Raw genomic sequence first — 26,131 nt, forward strand, 5'->3', positions numbered from 1 at the left:
TATGAAAAAATTTTATCTGGGAATATTAATTATGAGTGCTTCTACGATACAATCTCAAAAATTCCCTGCTTTAAAAGCCCCGATCGCTGAAAAGCAGGAACACATCCGGGAAATTCACGGAGATAAAGTAAATGATCCGTATTACTGGATGATCGATTATTTCAAAAAAGGAAAAGATTCCACGAAAGTTGTTGATTATCTGAAAGCTGAAAACACCTATTGGGAAGGCATGATGAAGGATACTGAACCTTTCAGGGAAAAGCTTTTCCAGGAAATGAAAGCCCGTATTAAAGAGAAAGATGAATCTGTGCCTGTTTTTGAAAACGGATACTATTATTATACCCGTACAGAAGCCGGAAAACAATACTTCAAATACTGCAGAAAAAAAGGAAGTCTTACTGCTCCGGAAGAGATTCTTCTGGACATAGATAAGCTTGCGGAAGGTCACCCGTATTACAGTGCTACCGGTTTCAGCATCAGCCCGGACAATAACAAACTGGTGTATGGTGTTGACGATGTTTCCAGAAGACAGTATACTTTGTTTTTAAAGGACCTTACCACCGGAAAAACAACTGATCTGGGTATTAAAAATACAGAAGGTTCCGCAGAATGGGCGAATGACAATAAAACGATTTTTTACACAGAAAACAATCCGGTTACCCTTTTATCAGAAAAAATTAAGAAACATACACTGGGAACTGATCCTGGTAAAGATGTGACGGTTTACGAGGAAAAGGATAAAACGAATTATATCTCAGTATATAAATCCAAAAATCACAAATTCATCCTGATTTATTCCGGAGCTACCACTTCTTCTGAAACAAGGTATCTGGATGCTGACCAACCGAACGGAACATTCAAAGTTTTCCAGCCGAGAATGAAGAATGTTTTGTATACGATCACGCCTTTGGAAGACAAATTCCTGATCAGAACGAATAAGGATGCGCTTAACTTTAAAATAGCGGAAACGCCTTTGGATAAAACTGGTGTTGAGAACTGGAAAGATTTTATTCCGCACAGAAGCGATGTCTTGATGCAGGCTGTGAGTGCCTTTAAAAATTATCTGGTTTTCAGTGAAAGACAGAACGGACTTACCCAGTTGGTTATTTATGACAGAAAAACAGCCAAGAAAGAGGCGCTGACATTTGACGAACCGGCTTACACCATTTCTTCACTGGAAAACCCGGAATACAATACGGATAATTTCCGTTTTGGGTACACTTCTATGATTACACCTGTTTCTCAATTTGAGCAGGATTTAAAGACCGGAAAAAGAACATTACTGAAACAGCAGGAAGTACTTGGCGGTTATGCAAAAGATGAATATACTACTGAAAGACTTTTTGCAACGGCAAAAGACGGTACAAAAATTCCGATCTCTATTGTTTATAAAAAAGGATACAAGAAGGACGGAAACAGTCCGTTGCTTCTTTATGCATATGGATCTTACGGAAACTCTATGGATGCGTCTTTCAGCAGTACAAGACTGAGTCTTCTGAACAGAGGTTTTGCCTTTGCCATCGCTCACATCCGTGGCGGCCAGGAAATGGGAAGACAATGGTATGAAGACGGAAAAATGATGAAAAAGAAGAATACGTTTACCGATTTCATCGATGCAGGAGAATATTTGGTTAAGGAAAAATACACATCACCAAAACATCTGTATGCTCAGGGCGGAAGCGCCGGAGGTCTGTTGATGGGTGCTGTAGCGAATATGAGCCCGAATTTATGGAATGGGGTGATTTCACAGGTTCCTTTCGTGGATGTAGTTAATACCATGCTTGATGAAAGTATTCCATTAACGACCAACGAATATGACGAATGGGGAAATCCAAACAATAAGGAAGCTTATTTTTACATGAAATCTTATTCACCTTACGAAAATATCGAAAAGAAAAAATATCCTAACATCTTAGTAACTACAGGACTTCATGATTCCCAGGTTCAGTATTTTGAGCCAGCAAAATGGGTCTCCAAGCTTAGGGATATGAAAACTGATAAAAACGTATTGCTATTAAAAACGGACATGAATTATGGCCATGGTGGTGCTTCGGGAAGATTTGATTACCTGAAGGATATTTCCCTGGTGTATGCTTTCATGTTTAAACTGGAAGGGATTGATAAATAATTAAATATCACGCAGATTTTGCGAATTTTGCAGATTGACAATGACAGAAAATGAAATTTCATACATTGTTCGAAAATGTATTTTTAATGTTTATAATCAATTAGGTCCTGGCTTGCTTGAATCTATATATCAAAATATACTTATATATGAACTAGAGCAAAATGGATTAAATGTAAAATCAGAAGTTATACTTCCTGTTTATTACGACAATAAAAAATTTGATTTAAACTTTAAAATCGATATTTTAGTAGAAGAGAAGGTAGTTTTGGAACTAAAATCAGTAAAAGAATTAGAAGCTATTCACTACAAACAACTTTACACTTATTTAAAACTATCTGATAAAAAATTAGGAATGCTAATTAATTTTAATACAACAAATATTATGGATAGTATAAAAAGAGTCGTTAATAATCTTTAAATCTGCTAAATCATTAAAATCTGCGCGAAATAAAAAATAAATAATAATTACATAATTAGGCTATGAGAAGAAAAATAGTTGCAGGAAACTGGAAAATGAATAAAAATGTCATTGACGCACAACAGTTGATGATTCAATTACTGAGCTATAAAAACAATAACACCACCAACTGCGAAGTATGGATAGCGCCACCTTCTTTATATTTAATGATGGCTAAAGATATCTTCGAAAAAGATGAGATCGGTGTATTTTCTCAGGATATGAGCGAGCATGAGAGCGGAGCTTATACCGGTGAACTTTCTGCAGATATGCTGGAATCTATCGATGCGACAGGTTCATTAATCGGGCACTCTGAAAGAAGACAATACCACGGTGAAACAGATTCTCACTGCAACAGAAAGATCAAATTGGCGCTTGACAAAGGCCTGATCCCTGTATACTGTAACGGTGAAACGCTTGAGCAGAGAAAAGCAGGACAGCATTTCGAAGTGGTGAAAAACCAGACTGAAGTGGCTCTTTTCACTCTTTCTGCGGAAGAAATCAAAAAAGTAGTGATCGCTTACGAACCGGTTTGGGCTATCGGAACAGGGGAAACAGCTTCTCCGGAGCAGGCTCAGGAAATCCATGCACACATCAGAAGCATCATCGCTGCTAAATACGGACAGGAAGTAGCTGACGAGGTTTCTATCCTTTACGGAGGTTCTGTGAAGCCGGATAATGCAAAAGAAATTTTCTCTCAGCCTGATATCGACGGTGGACTGATCGGAGGTGCAGCTTTGAAACTTGAGGATTTCTCTAAAATTATTGAAGGTTTCAATTCATAGGTTTTGGCTAAATTCCTATTGAATTCAAAACATATAGAGTCAAAAACGGCGGCATCTTTGATGCCGCCGTTTTCTTAAAAAAAATCTAATTATTGAATATCGACTACATACATTGTTCCTTTTTCTACTTTTCCGGTCTTAGGCAGGATTTTAGCTTTCGGATTTCCGTTTCCGTCATCTAAAATTCCAAAATCATCATCATTGAAGACGGCCAGTTTATTGTTTCCTAAATAAACGATTCCTTCAAATTTGTCATGTTCATATCCTAGTTTTGCGACCAGATCTACAGCTAAAATTTTGGACACCGGCTTGATTCCGGCATTGGTGATTTCATCCCATGTAGACTGCTCTAAAGCTTTGTTATTGATCTTCAATCCGTCAACTGCTGTAATATCAGTTCCGTTCACATCTGAAGCTCCGGCTATGTTGATTCTGTATACTTTTTTGGTTCCGCCCTGCGATCCGAAATTTCCGTCTCTTTCAATGACCAGAAATTCTGTGTTGCTGATGGCTGTAATATCACATACCGAGTCTGAAGCACCGCCATTCTGCTTATACAGATACTGTTTCGTCTGTCCCGTCGCAATATCGAAAGTGACAATTCTGGTTAAAGTGGTATTGGTTGCCAACGTTTTTGTCGGAACATACATCATAGACTGTATCGTTCCTACCAGTGTTTTTCCGTCCGGAGTGATGCATAGTCCTTCCATTCCTCTATTCGCTCTTCTTTTAGCTAAAACTGCCGGAAGTTTTTTTGGTCCGGTATTAACGCCAATCGGGCTGATTCTTTCCAGTTCTACTCCATCTGCATTGTAATGAACAATATGTGGTCCGTACTCGTCAGACACCCAGAATGTTCCATCTGCTGCTGCAACAATACTCTCACTGTCCAGACCGTAATTATCCGTTCCTAAAACATTTCCTGACGAATCATAAGCTGTTTCTCCTGTACTTCCCATTCCTGCAGGGTTTGGAAGACCTGTAATCGGTTGGCCGGAAGGGTTTTTAAGCTTGATATATTTAATGATCTCGATATTTCCTTCTGCATTCATTTTAAAATGCATGATAGTTGGGGTAAAATTCGGAGCCGGAAATTTTTTCCCGTTCAGATAGTCTGTATTGGGACCACGGTCCGTAATCACATAGAACTCACCTTTTCTTGTCGGATGTGCCGCTGCGCCGGAACCAAATCCTCCGTTAATGACATCTACGCCATTGACTGTTGCTAATTTGGAGAAAGGGAATTCCTGAGGAAGCCTGGCATAATTGATATCCTGGTTATTCATCTTGTCGTCATCTTTACACGATGCGAGCGCTGTGAATACGATTGCCGATAACAGAAGTTTTCTCATAAGCAGATTCAAAACTGGAAACGTTACTTTTATGCCGCGAAAGTATACATTGATTATAAACTGATCTTGAATTTAATAATAATTGTATTTTAACAATCAACTTCTTTAAACTTTATTGTTGGAAAATTTCAATAAAATACGCCAGATATTTTATCATATTCTTTTGTCTTGAAACAAAAGAATCAAAAGTTCAAGACCTGGAAACTTTCGCTAAAAATAAATCCTGTTCTCTAAAAATTCTAAAACTTGCGCGGAATGACTATTTCTGCTTCGCTTCAATTACAGCCCCGCGCTTCGGACAGTAGAATTTTCTTAACGTTCACAGTATTTATTTTCTTAACGCTCCATTTTCCGAAGTCAGTGTATAGCAGTTATAAAATCAATATTCAGTAAATTTTGTAATAAATCAGCACCTTTAAATTTTAAACACAAGATTAACCTAAATATCAATAATCTTCTCTCCTATTCTTTATTAAATCAAAAAATCACGATCTAAAAAATATCCAACCCTTAAACAAAAGGAATAAATAGAAAGATAATTCACAAAACACATTCAAAAATTTATATGATATATTTGCAGCAGTTAAGGTTGAACATCTGTTCATTAACAGGGAATCAAGTGAGAAGAAATTCAATGCTTGGGCTGTACCCGCAACTGTAAGCTGTTTTTAAACTTTAGATACATGATGCCACTGGATCACCATCCGGGAAGGCGTATTTAAGGAAGCGAGCCAGGAGACCTGCCTTATCTGCATTCACTTTGGAAAGGGATTTTATATTCTTTTCCAGAAGGAAAGTTTCGGGAATAAAACTTTAATTTGATTATATTATGAAGAAGATTTATCTTTTTTTACTGCTGCTGTTTTTGCAGCAAATCTCCGCCCAGTTTACAGAAAATGATATCAAATTCTGGGTAGGAACAGGCTCTAAAAAAGCTTATTTCATCGCTGATTTTAATGACAGCGACAATCCTACATCCTATGCTTGGGGTTTCCGTTATGATGCGAATAACCTTACCATGGAAGATCTCATCAATGCTATTGACGCAGCAGATTCAAAACTGGAAACGGAAGTGCCATCAGGGTTTCTTTACAGCATCAATTACAATCACCACACGCCAAGTCTGGAAGACTATTGGTCTACCTGGTCCGGTCCCACTGCTGAAAATATGCAGCCTAATAACGGTGCTAACAATGACCCTCTCGTGAATGGAAAATGGTATGGAGCATCCTTTGGTTATGGTTCTACTCCTACTACACCACCATTTTCTCATCCCTCAGCTCCTGTAGCTGCCTACAATTCTTCGTGGTACAATTCTTCACAGATCACCAACTGGATCGGAACGGGAAGCAATACCAGCCTTGTTGTTATCGATTTTGGAACCAGCAGTTCTGCCGGAGAAGCTCATTCTTTCGTTTTTGGAATTAAATACAACGGAAGTTTAAACGCTGAACAGGCTTTACAGTTGATTCATGCTCAGGCTCCTTATTTTAATTTTACGTCAGGCAGCAACCAGATCAGTACCCTGTCTCTCAATAATTTCACAGGAAATGCATCCGGAACCAATACCTGGAAGCTTTTCAAAGGAAAAGATCTTTCAAGCTGGAGAGGACAAACCCATCTTTCACAAATCCAGTTGGGTAATAGCGACTGGCTGGGTCTTAGCTTCGGACAGAGACTGCCATTCACTCCAAGAGAAGCTTCGAACCTGATTTTAGGTGTTTCTGAAAACAGTAAGAAGGAATTCAGAATTTACCCTAATCCTGCAAGTGATTTTATCAGAATAGAGAATGCTGAAGATCTTAAAGAAGTGAATATTTATGCTGTATCAGGGCAGAAAGTATGGACTGGAAATACCACAAAGATTAATATTCAGGCATTGAAAGCAGGGATTTATGTAGTGGAAATTAAAACCTCTAAGGATACTACGGTTCATAAGATGATTAAGAAATAAATGAATACAACTTTCGGGATACATTTTTTTGAATTTAATCGGAAACCACCCCGTCAAAAATTCTTTGAATTTTCGCCACCCCTCGACGGGAGGGGAATTTTCCGTCCCCAAACGAATTTTTGTCATCTTTGAAAATCTTCTATTTTCATAGAACTTAGGTGAACTTCTATTTTTATAGTATTCAACTTCAAAATAACTAAAGTGGTTAAAAACTTTTGCCTCTTTTGTGGTTAAAATAAAAAAACGCACCGGTTTCGGTGCGTTTTTCACTATTTCCAAAAAAGGAAATTATTTTTTCTCTGTAGATCTCTGTAAAACTTCGTCTACCATTCCATAGCCTTTTGCTTCTTCAGAAGTCATCCAGTAATCTCTGTCTGAAGACTTTTCTACCCATTCGTAAGTTTGTCCTGAGTGGTGACCGATGATTTCGTAAAGCTCCTGCTTTAATTTAAGCATCTCTCTTAAGTTGATCTCCATATCTGAAGCGACTCCCTGAGCACCTCCTGACGGTTGGTGAATCATTACTCTTGAATGCTTAAGCGCAGAACGTTTTCCTTTTTCTCCTGCTACCAATAAAACAGCACCCATTGAAGCTGCCATACCTGTACAGATTGTGGCTACGTCCGGCTTGATGATCTGCATCGTGTCATAGATCCCTAAACCTGCATACACACTTCCTCCCGGAGAGTTGATGTAGATCTGGATATCTTTCGATGGATCTGCACTTTCCAAGAATAAAAGCTGTGCAGTTACGATATTAGCCACCTGATCGTCGATTCCGGTTCCTAAGAAGATAATTCTGTCCATCATCAGACGTGAAAATACGTCCATCTGTGCCACGTTCAATCTTCTTTCTTCCATGATATATGGCGTAAGGTTTGTTGGGCCGTACATTCCCATATACTGATCGGTAACCAAACCGTTGTTTCCTAAATGTTTTACAGAGAAATCTCTGAAGTCTTTTTTAATGTCCATATTTCTATTATGTATTATTAACTATTTTCGAAGTTTAAATTACAACTTTTATTCCTAAAATTTTATAGGACTTTTTGTCACAGAATATCAGCGTGATGATCAGCAGAATGTCTGTCAATTTATCTTTTCCTGTCGATGTAGATGCCTTTGATAGGAGAATATTCAATAATATCGCTGAGTTTGATCGAGGCCTGTTTAAGCAGCGTGATCTTTTTGATCAGCTCGTAGTATTTTACCTCATCCGTTCCGCTGTACTGGTCCAGCTGTCGTGCTGTTTCTTTGATCAGATAATCGATGTACCTATATTTATGCAACAGAACATCACCTTGGACCTGCTCTGCTATTTTGTCGCCATAATTTGGAGGATAAATATTTCTGGAGCCCCAGTTTTCCAGCTCATCCAAAGGCATCAGGGCATCCACCACTTTTGACGTAATTTCTTCGTCCATCAGAGACACAAAAAAGTTTCCGCTTCTCAGCTCATCTTTCTGAATACCGTCTCTCACCTGATTGATGATAATTTCATTCCCTTTAACCAAAAAACTATACTGCTCTTCTTCAAAATGCAGCAGGATTTCTTCAATTACGGTAATCTGATACTCCTCGTTTTTTTCGTTCGTTCTTTTCAGCACAATATCTCCAAACATCAGCATATGATCTACCAGCTTACTTTCCATAAACAGAACATCATACAGGTAAGGATCTTCTTTCTCCTCATCCAGCGGAACAATTTCAAGCTTGGGCTGAACTTTTTCTTTCTGCTGCTGAACGTGTTGTGTCTGGTTCTGCGTGATCTGTTTCTGAACATCAAGCTCGTTGAAAAGACTCTGCTCCGAAAGTCCGAATTTATTGGAAACCTCCTTCAGATAAACTTCCCGTTTTAAAGCATTCTGAACAAAGCCTACAGATTTTACGATATCTCTGATGGCTTCCGCTTTTTTAATGGGGTCGTTTCCGACTTCTTTTAAAAGAATTTCAGCTTTAAAATCAATGAAATCCATCGCTTCATTTTCGATGAACTTTTCTACATATTCCTGCGGATGTTTTCTTGAGAATGAATCAGGGTCGTCGCCATCAGGAAATAGAAGAACACGGATGTTCATTCCTTCCGTAAGCAGCATATCGATACTTCTGAAACTGGCTTTAATTCCGGCATTATCCCCGTCAAAAAGGATCGTCACATTTTCTGTCAGTCTTTTGATAAGCTTGATCTGTTCCGTTGTCAGAGAGGTTCCAGAACTTGCTACAACGTTTTCGATTCCGGACATATGAAGTGCGATCACATCCATATAACCTTCCACCAAAAGACAGATATTTTTCCTTGAAATAGCCTGTTTACTCTGATTTAAACCATAAAGAACATTAGACTTATGGTAAATTTCCGTTTCCGGCGAGTTGAGATATTTGGCGGTTTTTACATTATTCTTAAGAATTCTGGCTCCGAAACCTAAAACCCTGCCCGAAAAACTGTGGATCGGGAAAATAACCCTTTCACGGAAACGGTCAATACCGGATGGTGTATTTTCAGGGAATATGGAAAGTCCGGATTTTTCAAGAATTTCCTTTGTGTAGCCTTTTTCTTCGGCATAAAGCGTAAATGAATTTTTCTTTTCCGGCGAATATCCAAGCTGGAATTTTCTGATGATATCATCTTTCAGCTCACGTTCTCTGAAGTAAGCCAGACCAATACTTTTCCCTTCTTCGGAATCCCAAAGAATTTCCTGATAATAGGAATTGGCTACTTCATGAATTTTGTATAACTGATCTTTCTCCGTCTGTGCATGTTTTGCTTCTTCTGAAAATTCACGCTGATCTTCTTCGATTTCAATCCCGTATTTTTTGGCGGCATGACGAAGGGCTTCAGGATAGGTGAAATTCTCGATCTCCATCAGGAAAGAAATGGCTGTTCCTCCTTTTCCGGTGGAGAAATCTTTCCAAATTTGTTTACTTGGCGAAACAACGAAACTTGGCGACTTTTCTTCATGAAAAGGACTGAGCCCTTTGAAGTTAGACCCCGCTCTTTTCAGCTGAACGTACTCTCCTACTATCTCTTCTACCCGTATCGTTGAGAAAATTTTGTCTATGGTCTGTTTGGAAATCATAGTGTAAAATTAAATATTTAGTTTGAAGAAAAAAACTTCCCTGAAAAGAATGATTTATATCACAATTCTTATTTAAATCAATTCTAATTAAAAATAATAAGTTTGCATTGAAAATTTTTAAACATTAAGCATGATTACAACTCAATTCTTTAGACTGCTCACGCGGTCAAAATTACGCATGGCCGGAGCTCTCGTCCTCTCAGGATGGGCCTCTATGAATGCACAGATTGTCTCTTATTATTCTTTCTCACAGAATCAGGGAACGTATACATCCTTATCCGGCGCAACCAATATCGCCACTGCTACGGCATCTACCGGAACAGGTCTTCTGGATGAAAATGTCTACACATTGAATGACGTTATTCCCTTCTCTTTTCCTTTTAACGGAACCGCATTTAATTCCATAAAAGTACACGCCAATGGGTTCATTAGCTTTGGAAATACAACATCCAGCTCTACGGATCCGATAGGTTCGGGAATTTCTTATTCCGGGGTGATTTCCCCTTTGTCTGCAGATCTTGAATCTCTTTTTAATATTAATGGATTAAAGGGATCTATTGATTATGAGGTGACCGGAAGTGCCCCGAACCGTGAATTTGTGGTTCAATGGAGTCATTTCAGACCTTACGGAGCTTCTCCTGCTACTGCTGCCTCACATCACGACTGGAATTTCCAGGCGAGATTGCATGAAAACGGAAGCATTAAATATGTTTACAGCATGAATTCCCAGGGAACTCCAAGTGCAACCAATGCCAAGGTAGGACTTCGTGGAACTTCAAGCAGTGATTATAACAATAGAACGGCTTCCGGAAACGCCACCAGCAACTGGAATAATACGGTAGCAGGAAACAATTCTTCCGCAGGAATCGCAAGTAACTACAGTTTTCTGGCTGCACAGGGCCTGACTTTTAACTGGACGGCTCCTACTCCATGTATGACTCCGACAGCACAGCCTTCCAATTTAGCTTTAACCAATACGGGAATCATCATTAACGGAAGTTTTACAGCCAGTTCTCCGATCGCTGACAAATACCTTATCCTGAGAAATATAAACGGAACGGTGCCTAATACTCCAACCAACGGAACGGTATACACAACGGGAGAAAATACATCTCTGAATGCTTATGTAGCGTATTACGGAGCCAATACTACTTTTGAAAACAATTATAACCATGGCATCCGCGGAAATAATCAGTATACGTACACGGTTTATGCAGTGAATTCAAACTGTACGAATGGACCATTATACAACACTCAGAATCCTGTAAGCAGTTCTATCACCAACTGCCCGATTCCTGTTAATGGGATTACAGCTTCCAACGCGAATACCAATTCGTTTGACGTGACATGGCCTGTTACTGAAAACGGAAGCGCACTGCCGATTAACACCGTGATTGAAGTCGCTTCAGACAGTAATTTCACTTCAATGGTAGCAGGATCACCTTTCACACTGGGAACTTCTACTTTGTCGCAACACATTGCAGGACTTCAACCGAATACTCAGTATTTCATCCGTGGAAAAAGTGTAAGCACGCAGTGTCAGAGCTCTTATTCCAGTACGGTAAGTATTTATACAACCTGTACACCTGTTTCTTCATTCTACGAAAGTTTTGATTCCGTTTCAGGAACCAACAATCTTCCGAATTGCTGGGGTAAAATTCTGACTTCCAATAATGGTTCTACACCAACCATCAGCTTAACCACAACGGATGCCAATTCGTCACCGAATAACATCAGTTTTTACGGAAATGGCGCCACTGCAACGGAGGCTGCTACGAAAATGATTCTGATGAGTCCTGAACTGACCAACATCAGCAGCGGAACGCACAGGCTTCGTTTTAAAGCAAGGAGAACTTCGGCTGATATCAAAGTTCAGATCGTTGCTTTAACTGGAACTACTTCTTCTGCCAACGTTGAAATCATTGAAACCATACCGTTGACTACGACGTATCAGGAATATGTAGTGTATATCAACAATTATTCAGGAGCTGCCGATCATCTGGGAATCAGAAGAGTGGACGGAAGCACATGGTCTTATATGTATGTGGATGATGTAATCTGGGAACCGGCACCGAGCTGTACTGAACTCGCTTCTGTGACCTTAAATGCGGAAACTTTTAATGGAGCCAATATTTCATGGACGAACGTTAATAATCAACAGCCTGCATTAGGATATGAATATTTTGTTTCTACAATGAATGCACCTCCCGCAGACACGAATACGTTTGTAACCTTAACTTCAGGAACCAATTCTGTAGCAGTTTCAGGTCTTTCAAACGGTACTTATTATTTCTGGATCAGAAGAATCTGTTCGCCAGGGGAAAAAAGTCCATGGAAAACTGTAGCGTTCTCTACCATTCCTACGACACCTGCTCCATGGAAGGAAGAATTTATGACTACCACTTTCCCGCAGGGATGGACTACCGGAACAAGCCCGCAATCGTTTGCACTGGGATCAGAAAGAGGTGCAACAGGAAACGGAACTACAGCTACCAATCTGTATAAAAACTTATTTGCCAACTCCACAGCGGGAACATTAAGCAGTATCAATGTGGGACCATTGAATGCGGCTAACTATGAGCTAAGCTTCTCGTATAAACAGACGAACTACAGCAGCCCGTTTGCACCATTAGCTTCCTGGGGGAACTTTGATGTACAGATTTCTACGGATTTTGGCGCAACATGGACGACCATAGGAACGGTAAATAATGAACCAGGTACAGGAAATTATATCAAAAAAACATATTCTCTCGCCGCTTATCAAAACCAGTTTGTAAAAGTTAGAATTAATGCCAACAGGACGGCGGGAGATTTTGATCTTTCTTTTGACAATTTTGAAATCAAGGCGGGTACTTTATCTACCCTTGAAACGGTAAAAGATCAACTCAGAATTTATCCTAATCCGGCTGTATCTTTCGTAAAGATTGATTCAAAGGAGAAAGTGAAATCTTTTGCACTGTATACTGTTTCCGGACAGCTTGTGAAAACAGGAGGTCAGGTACAGGAAGTATCGCTTGAACATTTAGCTTCAGGAATTTACATCCTTAAGGTAACACTGGACAATGGCCAGACCGTTATCAACAAGATCATTAAACAGTAGTCTTTGTATTATTAAATGATGAGCCGGCTGGAAGTATTTTTCAGCCGGTTTTTTATTTCAGATCTAAAAAAGCATCAACTTGTTTAAACTTTTTTGTTGGAAAATCAATAAAGGGACTCAAGACTTTTTTTCTGAGTTGGAAAAACGCCATGGCGCAAGATCTTTTTTAATTCGAATGCTTTAAGGCGCAAGGATTTTATCTCCGATAAAACTGTATAATACAAAAAATCATACACTAAACCTTGCTGAAAATCTTCGATTTTCTTGCGACTTAAAAATGCAAACATTTTTAAAAACCTTGCGCCATGGCGTTTTTCCAACTCAGAAAAAAATATAATTAATGGCTGGATAGCTTCAAAACCTCATCAATTCCTTTTAATTTTTTAGAAAGATCTACGGAAAATTCTGGTGCCTTAGTTTTGGCTAAAACCTTTTGCAATGTATATATCTTGTAGACGGGCTGAAGCCCGTCCCTATTGAATACATAGGAAGCCATCGAGGTACATCTACCAATGTATCAAGGCGTTGTACCTTATCACAAGAAAAATAGTAATTCTAATCCACATTTTTTCAGTATTATCATATAAATACTATTATTCCGATCTAATGTCTGACATTTCGTCTTTTCTCTTTGTTCTTTATTCTTTCTTCTTATCCCGAACTCAGAGTAAACAACTTCATTATATTGAAACCCCCAAGTATTGCAATACATATATAATTTAGAATTAAATTTGCAGTATGAAAATACAATCCTTACAACAATGGCAGGAAGTTGTCGATAAGATCATTCCTGACTTACAGCATAACATCCTTCTTTTAAAAGGAAATCTTGGCGCGGGTAAAACAACGTTCACTCAATTTCTCCTCAAAAACCTGGGAAGTGAGGATGAAGTGAACTCTCCTACCTACTCTATTGTCAACGAATACAATACTCCAAAAGGAAAGATTTATCACTTTGATCTTTACCGTTTAAAAAACATCGAAGAGGTATATGATATCGGCATTGAAGAATACCTGGATAATGCCTTTCTGTGCATCATAGAATGGCCTGAAGTATACGAAGAAGAGCTCTACGGGCTTAAGTATCACACAATGAGCATCGTGAATACAGGGGATGAAAGAGAAATTTCATTCGAGTAAATATTATGTATCTTTGCTTATAAATTCAATTGAAAAACAACAACCTGTAAGACATAATTTATTTAAAGAATGAGTACTACAAATATTTTTACTCCTTTTACTGAAGAAGAATTGATGCCGAAAGAAGAAAAGTTGGAGGTTATAAAGAAAGGAAAACAGTTCAGTATTGGAATTCCTAAAGAAACCTGTCTTAATGAGAGGAGAACCTGCATTACTCCGGACGCGGTACAGGTATTGGTAGAACACGGTCACGAGCTTATTATTGAAGCCGGTGCCGGAGAAGGCTCTTTTTTTACAGATCTTCAGTATTCTGAATCGGGAGCAAAGATCACCACTGATCCTAAAGAAGCTTTCGGACAAGATCTTATTCTAAAGATCAACCCTCCCACAGAAGATGAGATTGATTATATGAAACCTAATACGTATCTGGTTTCAGCTCTTCAGATCAACCTGAGAGATAAAGCTTATTTCTTAAAGCTGGCAGAGCGAAAAATCAACGCCATTGCATTTGAATTTATCGTTGACGAATACAAACAGCTTGCTTTGGTAAGACTGGTCGGCGAAATAGCAGGAACCGTTTCTGTTTTATATGCATCCGAACTTCTTGCCTTATCAAACGGCTTAATGCTGGGCGGTATCACAGGAGTAAGGCCTGCAGAAGTTGTTATTTTAGGTGCAGGAATTGTAGGCGAATTTGCCACAAAAGCAGCCATCGGATTGGGAGCCAGCGTAAGGGTTTTTGACAACTCCCTTTCCAAGCTGAGAAGACTTCACACCCTTGTAGACAGCAGAGTTCCGACCTCCATCATTGATCCTAAAGAATTAAGCAAAGCTTTAAGACGTGCAGATGTAGTGATCGGTGCCCTTCCAAGATTAAATATGACGCCTATCGTTACCGAAGAAATGGTCGCGAAAATGAAAAAAGGCAGTGTCATCATCGATATTACCATAGATAACGGCAAAGTGATCGAAACATCCGAACTGACAACGATGGAAGATCCTTACATCATCAAACACGGCGTGATCCACTGCGGACTTCCGAATCTTACATCCAGAATGCCGAGAACCACGACCAAAGCAATTTCCAATTTCTTCCTTTCTTATATCCTGAATTACGATGAAGAAGGCGGTTTTGAAAATATGCTGATCCGCAAAAATGAAATGAAGCAGAGCTTATATATGTACAAAGGTAGACACACCAAAAAAGTGATCTGCGACCGTTTCGGACTTACTTACCACGATATCAATCTTTTAATTTTCTAATGAAAAAAATTAAATTCTTTTTAATAGGCCTTATTCCGGGGCTGATTCTTGTATTTTTTATTCTAAACAAAAAAGGCGCGAGCTGCAGCGGGTATCTTCCCAACAGCCGTGTCATTGCAGAAACCCTTTCTAAGGAATTCAAATATTCTGAAGAGGCTAAAAATGGAATGGTTGCCTATAAAATTGATGAGAAATTTATAAAAGATAGTATCATTACCAACGGAAAAGTAGATTTCGACAGAAGTCATGCTCAGAAAAAGCCTTGTCCTGACTATGTGATTACATATCCGGAGAAAAATCCTACGTATGAAATCTCTTTTGAAAAATGTGAGGAAACGGTTACGCTGAATTCTTTGAAGAAACTGAAGTAAATAAATTTTATTTTAAACATTAAGGAATTAAGAAACTTGCTTAAAAAAGAATAATTAAGGATTTGACGATGTCAAATAATAAGCAGCGTGCTTTATAAAGATCTTTGATATTTTTCTTAATTAATCTTAACACCTTAAATGTTCTTAATGGTTAAATTAAACTGATTTTAAATACTAGCATCAAATCATATTTTCTATGGAAGGCAATTACTACATGATCCACGATTATCTGATATTCATTGGAGTATTTGCTATTTTCTTCCTGCTTACGGTCAGTATTTATCTTTTCAGCCAGAACAGCAGGTTCAGACAGAAAAACACCCGCCTTACCGAAACGAATAAAATCATTGAACAGAAACTGAATGAGGTCCAGTTGGAGCATATCGGCACCAAGCTGAATCCCCATCTCTTCAAAAACATTCTGAATTCGGTGCAGTCGCATGCCTACCAGACGTATATGTCTTTGGATAAGCTCGCGAATGTTTTGGATTATATTTTATACGAAAGCAACAATAAATTTGTAAGTCCTAAGGAGGAACTAAATTTCGCTTTAAGCCTTATCGAGATCAATAAAATAAAGATCAATCCACTTTTTGATTTCAGAATCAAATCAAGAATCAATAAGTCGGATACCGTATATGAAGAAAAGGTTTTTGCCCCGCTGATCTCAGTTGATCTTATTGAAAACGCCTTTAAACACACTGATTTCCTCGCTCAGGATTCCTTTATATCGATTCATCTGGAGCTTGAAAACGGAATTTTCATTATGAAAGTCAGTAACAAAGCTTCTTTAAAAAACATTCTTGCGAAGGAAAACAGCGGTTTTGGAAGCCAGTCACTGGATCAAAGGTTGAAAATGATTTACAACAATCATTATCAGCTCGAGAAAAGCTCAAAAAACGGTATCTTCACGGCAGAATTAAAAATCAATTTAGGGGAATTCTATGATAAAATGCGTTATTCTTGACGATGAATTACTGGCCATCAGTTATTTAAAACTTCTATGCGAGCAGATCGAAAATGTAGAAGTGGTAAAAGCATTTAACGACCCCAAAATTTTCCTGAGTGAGATCGATAACATTGACTGTAACCTCTGCATTCTGGATATTGAAATGCCTGGAATGACCGGACTTCAGGTAGCAGAAATTATTTCCGGCTCCAAAAAAATTATCTTTACAACCGCTTACAAAGAATATGCAGCGGAAGCTTTTGACCTGAATGTGGTAGACTACGTCAGAAAACCCATCAAAAAAGAAAGACTGATTCAGGCCTTCGAAAAAGCAAAAGAGCTGGTAAATGTTCCTCATAAAAAAGATCTGATCGAATGGAATACCAATATCGGCAGAACAGTCATTTTCACGGAACAGATCGCTTACATTAAAACCTCTGAAATCGACAGTCGCGACAAAGATATTATCCTGAACGACGGAACTACCATCGTTCTCAAAAACCTCAGTTTTAAGACACTTCTCGAAATGCTCCCTTCCAAAGACTTCGCCCAGGTGAATAAAAAAGAGATCATTGCACTGTCTTCCATCAAAGTATTTTCCACCAACGAAATTATCAGTACCATTCAGTCGGAAGGCGATAATTTCCTGAAACTTCAGATCGGAGAAGCTTATAAACATTCATTAATGGAGCTCTTCGGAAAGTAGATCTTTCAGACCTTTGCGGTTTCACTGCAAAATGTAACGGTTTCATTACATCCTCCCCTTTTACACGACCTTTCCAACGTATTTTTGCTGCTGATTAAATGATTTTATAATGAAAAATTGTCTGTATGCAGCAGGAATTCTCATATCCGGGCTTTGCTTTTCCCAGGAAACAGGTTCAAAGGTTAAGGCCTCCTTTTTCGACGGAATTGTAGCGGCCGGATATGTAGATCATGGAGCTTTTATCAATTTTACAGGCCCGAATGTAAGCTTTACCCATAAAGGCCTTAAACTGATCGCCGGAATGCTTCCATCGCTTAGAATTAAAGAGGACCGTTCTCCGGGAACCAAAAACAGTCCTGTCACGCCCAACCTGGGAGCCGGTATTACCGCGGTTTATAAAAAGATAGCGCTTCAGATACCAGTGTATTACAATACAAAAACATCCACTGAAAACGGAGCCTGGAAAGTAGGAATCGGGTTGGGGTATTCTTTCAGGTAGAATTTTGAAGTAAGGAAGAGGGAAGCTAGAGGCGGGAAGTTATGGAGGTTTGAAACATAATTGAAATACAGTTTTATTAATTTTAGGATTGCTTCAAGCAAATTTTGAGACAGGTATTATAATAAATGCCCAACAGTAACTTCCCACCTCCATCTTCCATCTTCCATCTTCCAACCCTCATCCCGTTTTTATTACATTTTTTAGAACATTTATTACATTTTAAGAACAAGAGCATTTAACATCAATATATTCTCATCAACTTTGCATTAAAATATAGGAATCATGAACTGGGGAAAATACAGAAATTTAATTTTTTACATAGCTACCATCGCCTTTTTTTCATGCCTGATGTACTTCTTCATTATAGAGGGACAGACGCTGGAGATCAAGGAAAATATAGTCACTAAAACAAGCACCGGCTCTACCTGGGACAACTTCCAGGAATCTTTTAAAGCCAATCTTCACCATCCGCTGGCATTGCTTCTTGCCCAGATTGTCACCATTATTCTGGTTGCCAGACTTTTCGGATGGATCTGTATGAAGATCAAGCAACCTACCGTCATCGGTGAAATGATCGCGGGTATTGTTTTAGGACCCTCATTACTCGGGATGTACTTTCCTGAATTCTCTGCTTTCCTTTTCCCGAAAGAATCATTAGGTAACTTACAGTTTTTAAGCCAGATAGGTCTTATTCTGTTCATGTATATTGTAGGAATGGAGCTGGATCTGAGTGTATTAAGAAAAAAAGCTCATGATGCCGTAGTGATCAGTCATGCGAGTATTATCATCCCATTTGCACTAGGAATAGGACTTTCTTATTTCGTGTATCAGGAATTTGCACCGGAAGGCATTCAGTTTACATCTTTTGCCCTGTTTATTGCCATTTCAATGAGTATCACGGCATTTCCGGTACTGGCCAGAATTGTTCAGGAGAGAAATCTTCAGAAAACGAAACTGGGAACTATCGTTATTACCTGTGCCGCAGCCGATGATATTACAGCATGGTGTATCCTTGCAGCCGTTATTGCGATTGTAAAAGCAGGTTCTTTTACCAGTTCCATCTATGTCATCATTATGGCTATCGCTTATGTATTTCTAATGATCAAAATCGTGAGACCATTCCTGAAAAGAATCGGGGACCTTCAGGCAGGTAAAAACACCATCAGCAAACCGATGGTCGCTATTTTCTTCCTGACCCTGATCCTTTCTGCATATGCTACTGAAGTGATTGGTATCCATGCTTTATTCGGAGCATTTATGGCTGGAGCGATTATGCCGGAGAATGCGAAATTCCGTACGCTTTTCATCGATAAAGTGGAAGATGTGGCTTTAGTTCTTTTACTTCCTCTTTTCTTTGTATTTACGGGTTTACGTACACAAATCGGACTATTAAATGACGGCCATTTGTGGCTGACAGCAGGATTTATCATCTTAACCGCCGTTACAGGAAAGTTTATAGGAAGTGCCCTCACGGCGCGGTTCGTCGGCATCAACTGGAAAGAAAGTTTAACAATCGGTGCCTTGATGAATACAAGAGGATTGATGGAACTTATCGTCCTGAATATCGGATATGATCTTGGGGTATTAAGTCCGGAAATCTTCGCGATGTTGGTTATTATGGCTTTATTTACCACCTTTATGACGGGACCTGCTTTAGACTTTATTAATTTTATTTTTAAATCTAAAAAAAGCAGCGACGAAGAAACTCATGACAACAATGATTCCAAATACCGTGTCCTTCTCTCTTTTGACAAACCTGAATCCGGAAGTACATTGCTGAAACTGGCTCATGATTTTACCAATAAAATGAACGGCAACAAAAGCATTACCGCAGTGAATATTGCTCCGGTAGATGAGATGCACGCTTATGATATCAATGAGTATGAAGATGCTCAGTTTAAAAATGTGATTGAAACATCCCATGACCTGAAACTGGAAGTGACTACTCTTTTCAAAGCGTCTACAGATATTGAAAACGACCTGACAGGGATCTCTAATAAAGGAAATTACGATCTTCTCCTGATTATGCTGGGTAAATCTATGTATGAAGGAAGTTTGCTGGGAAGATTATTAGGATTTACCACCAAAATCATCAACCCGGAAAAGCTTCTGAACACGGTAAAAGGCAAAGGAAATATTTTCAACAACTCTCCTTTTGACGATTTTACGCTTCAGATTCTCGATAAAACCCATATTCCGGTAGGCGTTATGGTAGAAAAAGATTTCAAATCCGCCGATAGGGTATTTGTCCCGATCTTCAACCTGAGCGATTTTTATCTGCTGGAATATGCCAAAAGGCTGATCAACAATAACAATTCACAAATCATTATCCTGGATGCCGCAGGACAGATCCGAAACAATATTGAGGTGAAGGAACTGATCAGAAGCATCGAACAGGTAGCACCCAATCACATCACTTTATATAACGAGAAAAAGATCGAGAAAGAATTCCTGAACGCACAGGACCTGATGCTGGTCAGCAGCAAAAGCTGGAAAAACCTGATCGACAGTAAAAGTCTGTGGCTGTCTGATATTCCTTCAACATTGATTATCTCCAATCCATAAGTTTTAAAACAATCTAACAATGTATCAGTGTAACAATGTAACAATGTAACAATATTGAACAGGTTGCACAGGATGATATTTTTATTTAACGAAAAAACAACAGTCCACACAGTCCATATTAACTTCCGTTTCAGGTATTGGTCAGCAAAAATATATTTGATAAGTATACTCCAAATCCCGTTGACCTATACTGAACCGGAACTGTAGATCCGGCGGCTAAACCTTCCTGCAGAAGGTGTGCTGCCGGGGAATCTGCAGAGTTTTTAATTAATGTAACAATGTATCAGTGTAACAATCTAACAATTTATCAGTCTAGCAATGTAACAATCTAATAATCTGAGGAATACTATAATCAATTGCTTAAAAAAATTTTAGGTTATTTGGATTGATTAATTCATTGGTAAACTGGTACATTGATACATTGTTACATTATCCTATTTCTCATTCTTCAGTTTCAGCAGCTTTTGAAATGATTCCGAAAATCTCTTCTGTTCCTCAGTTATATAATCACTGCTGAAAGGTGCTCCACAATCTAAACTGTTGATTGCATGAAGCAGTTTCCCTTTTTCAAAATAATTGCGGTTCTCTTCTATTTCTGATTTTTCAAAATCAAAAGCTTCCGTATCATTATTTTCTTTCATGGCTTTGGTGTCATAAAACATAGGCCGGTTGTAGGTATAGATTTTTTCAAAAACAAAAGACAGCTTTCCGTTCAACAGATAATATTCAGTGAGCACCTGTCCCATTTCTCCGTAAAGTCGTGCGGTTATCTTTTCAAGGCGACCTTTCTGCTCATAAAATACCGCTTCACCGCCTTCCGCGGATTCTCCTTCTATATCTTTCTTTTTTATGGAACTCCATTTTTTAATAGAATTGATTCTTTTGAAATTGCTTCGAATGGGTTTCAATCTATCCGTCAAAAATTCATTAACGGAAGTATCATCCTGGTTGAAAGACTCTTTGATTTTTAAAGTATCCGATTGTATGGAAAAGAGTTTCTCCTTATCTTTTGTATAGGTTTCTGCATGGCTTAGACTTACAGAAGCTATTAATATAAACAAAGTGTAGAAAAAATAAGTCTTCATGATCATTGTGTTTTGAACCGGTTATTTTACAAATCTAGTCAATTCTTTAAATACGAAAGACATATTGTAAAGCTTACATGAACCTCTTCTACAAACAACATCTTATGAAGTATAAAAGTAAAACATTAGTAAAATTTCATTATCAACAAAGGGATTAATTATTTATTTTATTGATTATAAACTTTAAATAACATAAAATCAATGCGAATACAATTACAATACCTCTACAATTTTAAAAAATTAGCATTAAAAATGCATTTTGAATACCATTTTTTATTACATTTAACCCATAATTCACAATTGATAGAAATGGATTTTTTTGAATATAAAGTCCGAAACGGAGATACGCTTCATTCTGTATCCTTCCGACTGGGCATGACCAGCGAAGAGCTCAGGCTTTTTCACAATTCCCGATGCAAAAGGATAGATACCATATGGTTTGAAAACCTTAATGGAATTCAGAAGCTTATCGTCCCGCTGAACTTTAAAACAGAAAGGCAAAAAGATCAGGAAAAGCAAAAAACACTCCCTCCTATTAAACTTCCTGATTCGTTTTTTCTGTCTACGTATCACATCAGTCAAACCTTTGAAACTTCTATGGAAAATCATTTCATGATAAATTATACTGTTCAGGTAGGTATCTGTGAATATAAAATTGAAAACCATTATGTCCTTACCTTGAAACAAAAGAACTTCGAAACCAATGGCGAAATACCTGATGACAAAGCAGGAAGCCTTTCAGTAGCCTGCATAGAAAGTATTATGCCGATCGATTTTATCCTTTCTGACACGGGAAATATTATCGGATTTGCCGATCATGAAAGTACGATTCAAAAATTTAAAGAAAAGCGTACAGACTTGGAGGAATTCTTTATAGGACCTATTTGTAAGATGTATTTAGATACGTTTCTGGATAATATTTCTGACCGTGAATATTTTTTACGACAATTCAGGTCTACCCTGCTCTTCCAAACTTTATTTCCAAAAATGGAATGGTTCCACAAAAGATCGGCCTGGACTGAAAAGTTCTGTTTTTTTCAAAATTCTTTTCCTGTCCAATGCCTTATGGAAGCTGAATATGAAGACGAAGATCCCGATTATATTATCACTGTTTTAAAAGGAAAAATCACAGATTCCTGCAGCCTTCAGGAGTTGAAACGTGGGATCCCGTTTGAAGCAGCGACAGAACAACCTGCTTCAGGAGAAATCAGTCTTCAATACACTACTCATAAACACCATAAAACCCTGTACCAGGCAGAATCATCGCTGAGTCTATGGCATGAAGATGCTCTGGTTCAAAAACACAGTATCACCATAACACAATGATTATATGAAAAATTACATTATCCAGAAAGGCGACACTTTTGGCTTGCTCTCAAAGAAATTCGGACTGAAAGATGAGGCTATTTTAAAAACCTATCACAATCTCCACTGTCCCAAAGAAGATATTATGCATGAAGAACCCGTTCCCGGAAAATCTATGCTCATCCCTGCAGATCCGCAGTTTATGATTAAGGAAAATCAATCTCAGGGAGAGGTTGAAAATATTGAAGAGGAAGAAAATATAGATTCAATGCCCGATGAAGATAATTGGCCGACAGCAAAAGAAGAACAGTCATCTGAAAAAGATGGACATGATCAAAAAGAAGACAATCAAAACAATGGTTGGGATCCTGATGCCCATGACGGTAAATATTTTATTGTTCAGAAAGCAACCGTTCAGTGCAATCAAGGATTTACATTTCCAAAATTCAAAGTCACCAGCCACAAAAAGCACTACTGGAACGACGCTGAAGGACATCCAGATTATCTGGCTGTTACGGAAGATGATCTCCTGTTCGACCCTGCAGCACAACCTTTCGGGCAGTGTAAGCTGAAACCTTCATCCGGCGGCTATCTTCCCTGCGCCTATGCACCCGCGGGAAAATGGCAAAAAACCTACGAAAATGTGAAGGTCATGGGAAAAAGCTGTCTTACCGAAATCTCAGAACTCATATGCAGTACCGGCGGAAAAATCACCATTCTTAAACACGGCCAGCAAAGCGAAATCGGCAAATCTCAGGCTTCCAATGCCCATACACAGGAGCAGCAGGTTTATAATCCGGTGGTGGATTATGATGAGTTTAAAGAGAATATTAATGACCAACAATACTACGTTTAAGCCATGACAGGAATAATAACAGGCTCTCAGAATCCGATTGTTGGAACGAGTAACGACTATGAAATTAATGCTTTCAATATCCTTGGAGGCTTTAACAGCAGCTATGAATGGCATCTTTTCAAAAAGCAGAAAAACAGCACCTGGAAAGATATTACGGGAATTCCAAAAACAGGAAAGAAAGTTTCTTATCAATTTGGTGAAATTGCAATCGGAATTGAGTTTGAAATAAAGGTATACAAAACCCAGCAAGGACTTCTTCCCGGAGCACCTGCCTCGAAAAAGCTGGCAGGAACTCTTGTACTGATCCCTGCAGCAGGGAAAGTATCTAAGATAGATAAAGTTATTCTCTTCAACAGAAATAGAAAAGATGTGAACAAGGCGAGCTATCGTGATACATTAACGGCACAGGCCCACTGTATTGCTATGTTTGGTAAAGAAATAGAGTTTCAACTCTGGGAAGACGATGCAGCGGGAAAAGGCCATGATCCAGCTGTCAATAAAAACAACCGCCACCATAAAGTATATAAAGCAAGAGTTAATGAAAAAGGGATTGCAGAGGTAAGAATCTCACTGATGTCCGATGAAAAAATTCTCAGACAGATCGCCAATATGTTTCTGATGAGAGACAGCCAAAATGAGGGAGCCAATCACGAATATTATGTTACCGCAAGTTATTACGGAAAAATACAGGGAGCCAGTCAGGTGAATGTAGACATCATCAATCCTGATCATAAAAATGGGCAACCCAAAACAAAGTCCCGTCCAAAACCAAAAGGAGACACCCCAAAATTTCCTGCCGGACAAGGAAGTGGAACAAAACAACCCGATCCGAAGGGCAATATTTTAGAAGCAGTATTCATCAATGATTCTGGAAAGGAACTGTCAAAAGTTGCTGTAGGAGATAAGGTACGGGTAAGAATCCATTCCAAAAACATGGTTGGAAAGCATATCCAGTATGTAATCTGGGAATACGATACAGGTTCTCACGATGAAATCTACCGAAGCGGAAATATTAAAATTCCAGCTGATGTCTGTGACACCACCTCAGGATTTATCATTACTAAAGGTGTCTTTGACAAAGGAACAGATATTCCCATCGGTGATTCGGATGCCCATGAACAGAATTATTTTATTGAAATAATTTCCATTGATCTTTCGGCAGAATCCAAAAGATTCGGTGTAGATTCAGATGGCCTGATGGAAGTGGAAAATGTGAAAAGTCCGGCGGTGGTGAAGGGGGAGGCGAAAACGGAGAAGAGTAAAGATGATAAAATATGTGAATGTGAGGCAAGGGTTAGAGCATTTATTAGAATGTTAAGATTTAAAGAAGGCACCAATAATGAAAGAGGATACACAACTCAATATGGTGATAAACAGTTTTCGAATATGAGCAAACATCCAGAAGAAGTCATTACGGCAGGTAAGCACTCATCTTCAGCCGCAGGAGCTTATCAAATAATGACTGATACATGGAAAAACCTCACTGGATATTATAAGGGAGATGATAAAAAATGGCATTATTCAAGTAAATTAGATTTTGCTAAAAAGTATAATATTTCCAGTTTTGATCAAGAATCACAAGACAAGTTTTGCCTTGTGATAATGAAACATCATTATGTTCAAGATCGTTCAGATAGCTTTTATAATCCAACTGTTTGGAAAAACAAAGAAAAGAAAATCCATGACACAGTAAAAGAAGAAAAATTAAGAGAATGGAGAGAAAGATTTAAAGGAGAACAAGGTGACATCATACAAATGATAATTGATAATGATATTAAACGTGCATCCTTAATTTCCAGTCTATGCTGGGCTAGTCTACCAGATTCTCCCTATGGTCAACAAAGTTCAGCTTATACATTTGAAATTGTAAAGGCAGTTTACGAGAAGAATTTAAAAGAAGAACTGATTGAACCCAATAAAGAATTACATTTAAAAAAAGGTTTCCTGAAAGAATTCGGGTATGGATGTTGTGAAGATATACAAGAGGATTCTAAAGACTCTTCTATTAAATGTCCTGATGATTGTTCGCAATGTTTAAATTATTCTGACATTGTTGAAAATCCTAAAATTAGTAATCAAAGTAATAATGTCAATAAAAACAGATTTCATAGGGCTATGAGAGTTAATAAGACTTATCCAAAAGGATATTATCATACTGGTGTTGACATTTTAGCTAAATTAGATACCGACTTAAAGACACTACTCTGTGGAACAGTTACAGAAGCATATGATACAGGTGGCGATTTAGGAAAAATAGTAACTGTCAAATCTAAAGATAAAAATGATAAAGATATTTGGATTAGATATTGTCACTTAAATTCAATCTCCGTGAAAAAAGGCCATAAAATTACGCATGGTAAGACATTTGGTAAATCAGGTAATACAGGTAATGCTAAAGGAGTATCACCTCAATATTACCACGTGCATATAGAAGCTTCAAGAGATGGCGTTTTTAAAGGGGGAAATACAAGGGTGGATCCTGAACAATTTATGAAAACAAAATTTGATGAAACTAAAGAAGGAAATCCAATAAAATAAA

Annotated in this window: 19 protein-coding genes and 1 riboswitch; of the genes, 15 read left to right on the forward strand and 4 right to left on the reverse strand. The window is 38.3% G+C overall.

Features of this window, described 5'->3' with window-relative positions; genetic code table 11:
* Position 1 precedes the first annotated feature (1 nt).
* The 3 genes from IW22_RS11350 to tpiA all read left to right on the forward strand — a co-directional run bounded on the left by IW22_RS11350 (position 2) and on the right by tpiA (position 3,370).
* On the forward strand, positions 2-2,128 hold the full coding sequence (locus tag IW22_RS11350; RefSeq protein ID WP_034726580.1) for a S9 family peptidase: 2,127 nt from the start codon (positions 2-4) through the stop codon (positions 2,126-2,128).
* 40 nt (positions 2,129-2,168) lie between these two features.
* On the forward strand, positions 2,169-2,546 hold the full coding sequence (locus IW22_RS11355; protein ID WP_034726582.1) for a GxxExxY protein: 378 nt from the start codon (positions 2,169-2,171) through the stop codon (positions 2,544-2,546).
* A gap of 62 nt (positions 2,547-2,608) precedes the next feature.
* The gene (tpiA, locus tag IW22_RS11360) at positions 2,609-3,370 is read left to right on the forward strand and encodes a triose-phosphate isomerase (RefSeq protein WP_034726585.1); all 762 of its coding nucleotides are present in this window, start codon (positions 2,609-2,611) and stop codon (positions 3,368-3,370) included.
* Between the two features lie 89 nt (positions 3,371-3,459).
* Here the strand turns inward: tpiA and IW22_RS11365 are convergent, their stop codons facing one another.
* On the reverse strand, positions 3,460-4,722 hold the full coding sequence (locus tag IW22_RS11365; protein ID WP_034726587.1) for an esterase-like activity of phytase family protein: 1,263 nt from the start codon (positions 4,720-4,722) through the stop codon (positions 3,460-3,462).
* A 569-nt stretch (positions 4,723-5,291) separates the two neighbouring features.
* A riboswitch (cobalamin riboswitch) is annotated at positions 5,292-5,485 on the forward strand.
* A gap of 66 nt (positions 5,486-5,551) precedes the next feature.
* Here IW22_RS11365 and IW22_RS11370 point away from each other — a divergent pair.
* Positions 5,552-6,676 carry a T9SS type A sorting domain-containing protein gene (locus IW22_RS11370; protein ID WP_034726590.1) on the forward strand — a complete coding sequence of 375 codons (1,125 nt, stop codon included), beginning with the start codon at positions 5,552-5,554 and terminating at the stop codon, positions 6,674-6,676.
* Positions 6,677-6,964: 288 nt separating this feature from the next.
* On the opposite strand, the gene clpP is transcribed toward IW22_RS11370, so the two are convergent.
* Complete coding sequence (gene clpP, locus IW22_RS11375) at positions 6,965-7,651, reverse strand: ATP-dependent Clp endopeptidase proteolytic subunit ClpP (protein ID WP_034726592.1); 687 nt, start codon at positions 7,649-7,651, stop codon at positions 6,965-6,967.
* A gap of 119 nt (positions 7,652-7,770) precedes the next feature.
* On the reverse strand, positions 7,771-9,753 hold the full coding sequence (gene dnaG, locus IW22_RS11380; protein ID WP_034726594.1) for a DNA primase: 1,983 nt from the start codon (positions 9,751-9,753) through the stop codon (positions 7,771-7,773).
* A gap of 178 nt (positions 9,754-9,931) precedes the next feature.
* Between dnaG and IW22_RS11385 the strand changes: the two genes are divergently transcribed.
* The 8 genes from IW22_RS11385 (at position 9,932) to IW22_RS11425 (ending at position 20,346) form a co-directional block, all read left to right on the forward strand.
* Positions 9,932-12,853, forward strand: a complete 2,922-nt coding sequence (locus IW22_RS11385; RefSeq protein ID WP_034726596.1) for a T9SS type A sorting domain-containing protein — start codon at positions 9,932-9,934, stop codon at positions 12,851-12,853.
* A gap of 738 nt (positions 12,854-13,591) precedes the next feature.
* Positions 13,592-13,993, forward strand: a complete 402-nt coding sequence (tsaE, locus tag IW22_RS11395) for a tRNA (adenosine(37)-N6)-threonylcarbamoyltransferase complex ATPase subunit type 1 TsaE (RefSeq protein ID WP_034726600.1) — start codon at positions 13,592-13,594, stop codon at positions 13,991-13,993.
* 69 nt (positions 13,994-14,062) lie between these two features.
* Positions 14,063-15,256 carry an alanine dehydrogenase gene (locus IW22_RS11400; protein ID WP_034726603.1) on the forward strand — a complete coding sequence of 398 codons (1,194 nt, stop codon included), beginning with the start codon at positions 14,063-14,065 and terminating at the stop codon, positions 15,254-15,256.
* Positions 15,256-15,627 carry a hypothetical protein gene (locus tag IW22_RS11405; protein ID WP_034726604.1) on the forward strand — a complete coding sequence of 124 codons (372 nt, stop codon included), beginning with the start codon at positions 15,256-15,258 and terminating at the stop codon, positions 15,625-15,627. The genes IW22_RS11400 and IW22_RS11405 overlap by 1 nt, the downstream gene beginning before the upstream one ends.
* Positions 15,628-15,823: 196 nt before the next feature.
* Complete coding sequence (locus tag IW22_RS11410) at positions 15,824-16,594, forward strand: histidine kinase (RefSeq protein WP_081873939.1); 771 nt, start codon at positions 15,824-15,826, stop codon at positions 16,592-16,594.
* Positions 16,572-17,282, forward strand: a complete 711-nt coding sequence (locus IW22_RS11415) for a LytR/AlgR family response regulator transcription factor (protein WP_034726607.1) — start codon at positions 16,572-16,574, stop codon at positions 17,280-17,282. The genes IW22_RS11410 and IW22_RS11415 overlap by 23 nt, the downstream gene beginning before the upstream one ends.
* Positions 17,283-17,391: 109 nt before the next feature.
* Complete coding sequence (locus IW22_RS11420) at positions 17,392-17,781, forward strand: hypothetical protein (RefSeq protein WP_034726609.1); 390 nt, start codon at positions 17,392-17,394, stop codon at positions 17,779-17,781.
* A gap of 282 nt (positions 17,782-18,063) precedes the next feature.
* Positions 18,064-20,346 (forward strand): cation:proton antiporter, encoded by a 2,283-nt coding sequence (locus IW22_RS11425; RefSeq protein ID WP_034726611.1) that lies wholly within the window; start codon positions 18,064-18,066, stop codon positions 20,344-20,346.
* Between the two features lie 434 nt (positions 20,347-20,780).
* On the opposite strand, the gene IW22_RS11430 is transcribed toward IW22_RS11425, so the two are convergent.
* A complete protein-coding gene (locus IW22_RS11430) occupies positions 20,781-21,431 on the reverse strand; it encodes a hypothetical protein (protein WP_034726815.1) in 651 nt (216 codons plus the stop codon).
* Between the two features lie 309 nt (positions 21,432-21,740).
* Here IW22_RS11430 and IW22_RS11435 point away from each other — a divergent pair, with 309 nt between their 5' ends.
* The 3 genes from IW22_RS11435 to IW22_RS11445 are packed head-to-tail and all read left to right on the forward strand — an operon-like array spanning position 21,741 to position 26,130.
* Positions 21,741-22,757 (forward strand): hypothetical protein, encoded by a 1,017-nt coding sequence (locus IW22_RS11435; RefSeq protein ID WP_034726615.1) that lies wholly within the window; start codon positions 21,741-21,743, stop codon positions 22,755-22,757.
* A 4-nt stretch (positions 22,758-22,761) separates the two neighbouring features.
* Entirely contained in the window at positions 22,762-23,592 is an 831-nt protein-coding gene (locus IW22_RS11440) for a DUF4280 domain-containing protein (RefSeq protein WP_034726619.1), read from the forward strand.
* 3 nt (positions 23,593-23,595) lie between these two features.
* Positions 23,596-26,130, forward strand: coding sequence for a peptidoglycan DD-metalloendopeptidase family protein (locus IW22_RS11445; protein ID WP_034726621.1), 2,535 nt, complete (start codon positions 23,596-23,598; stop codon positions 26,128-26,130).
* Position 26,131 lies beyond the last annotated feature (1 nt).

It is taken from the genome of Chryseobacterium sp. JM1, from assembly GCF_000737715.1.
Classification (GTDB): Bacteria; Bacteroidota; Bacteroidia; order Flavobacteriales; family Weeksellaceae; genus Chryseobacterium.

Excerpts from the sequence above, each read along its gene's own strand:
- IW22_RS11440 (WP_034726619.1), top strand. The coding sequence starts at position 22,762 with ATGAAAAATTACATTATCCAGAAAGGCGACACTTTTGGCTTGCTCTCA.
- IW22_RS11405 (WP_034726604.1), top strand. The coding sequence starts at position 15,256 with ATGAAAAAAATTAAATTCTTTTTAATAGGCCTTATTCCGGGGCTGATT.
- IW22_RS11350 (WP_034726580.1), top strand. The coding sequence starts at position 2 with ATGAAAAAATTTTATCTGGGAATATTAATTATGAGTGCTTCTACGATA.
- tsaE (WP_034726600.1), top strand. The coding sequence starts at position 13,592 with ATGAAAATACAATCCTTACAACAATGGCAGGAAGTTGTCGATAAGATC.
- IW22_RS11400 (WP_034726603.1), top strand. The coding sequence starts at position 14,063 with ATGAGTACTACAAATATTTTTACTCCTTTTACTGAAGAAGAATTGATG.
- IW22_RS11425 (WP_034726611.1), top strand. The coding sequence starts at position 18,064 with ATGAACTGGGGAAAATACAGAAATTTAATTTTTTACATAGCTACCATC.
- IW22_RS11370 (WP_034726590.1), top strand. The coding sequence starts at position 5,552 with ATGAAGAAGATTTATCTTTTTTTACTGCTGCTGTTTTTGCAGCAAATC.
- IW22_RS11355 (WP_034726582.1), top strand. The coding sequence starts at position 2,169 with ATGACAGAAAATGAAATTTCATACATTGTTCGAAAATGTATTTTTAAT.
- IW22_RS11410 (WP_081873939.1), top strand. The coding sequence starts at position 15,824 with ATGGAAGGCAATTACTACATGATCCACGATTATCTGATATTCATTGGA.
- IW22_RS11365 (WP_034726587.1), bottom strand. The coding sequence starts at position 4,722 with ATGAGAAAACTTCTGTTATCGGCAATCGTATTCACAGCGCTCGCATCG.
- IW22_RS11415 (WP_034726607.1), top strand. The coding sequence starts at position 16,572 with ATGATAAAATGCGTTATTCTTGACGATGAATTACTGGCCATCAGTTAT.
- IW22_RS11430 (WP_034726815.1), bottom strand. The coding sequence starts at position 21,431 with ATGAAGACTTATTTTTTCTACACTTTGTTTATATTAATAGCTTCTGTA.
- clpP (WP_034726592.1), bottom strand. The coding sequence starts at position 7,651 with ATGGACATTAAAAAAGACTTCAGAGATTTCTCTGTAAAACATTTAGGA.
- IW22_RS11385 (WP_034726596.1), top strand. The coding sequence starts at position 9,932 with ATGGCCGGAGCTCTCGTCCTCTCAGGATGGGCCTCTATGAATGCACAG.
- IW22_RS11420 (WP_034726609.1), top strand. The coding sequence starts at position 17,392 with ATGAAAAATTGTCTGTATGCAGCAGGAATTCTCATATCCGGGCTTTGC.
- IW22_RS11435 (WP_034726615.1), top strand. The coding sequence starts at position 21,741 with ATGGATTTTTTTGAATATAAAGTCCGAAACGGAGATACGCTTCATTCT.
- IW22_RS11445 (WP_034726621.1), top strand. The coding sequence starts at position 23,596 with ATGACAGGAATAATAACAGGCTCTCAGAATCCGATTGTTGGAACGAGT.
- dnaG (WP_034726594.1), bottom strand. The coding sequence starts at position 9,753 with ATGATTTCCAAACAGACCATAGACAAAATTTTCTCAACGATACGGGTA.
- tpiA (WP_034726585.1), top strand. The coding sequence starts at position 2,609 with ATGAGAAGAAAAATAGTTGCAGGAAACTGGAAAATGAATAAAAATGTC.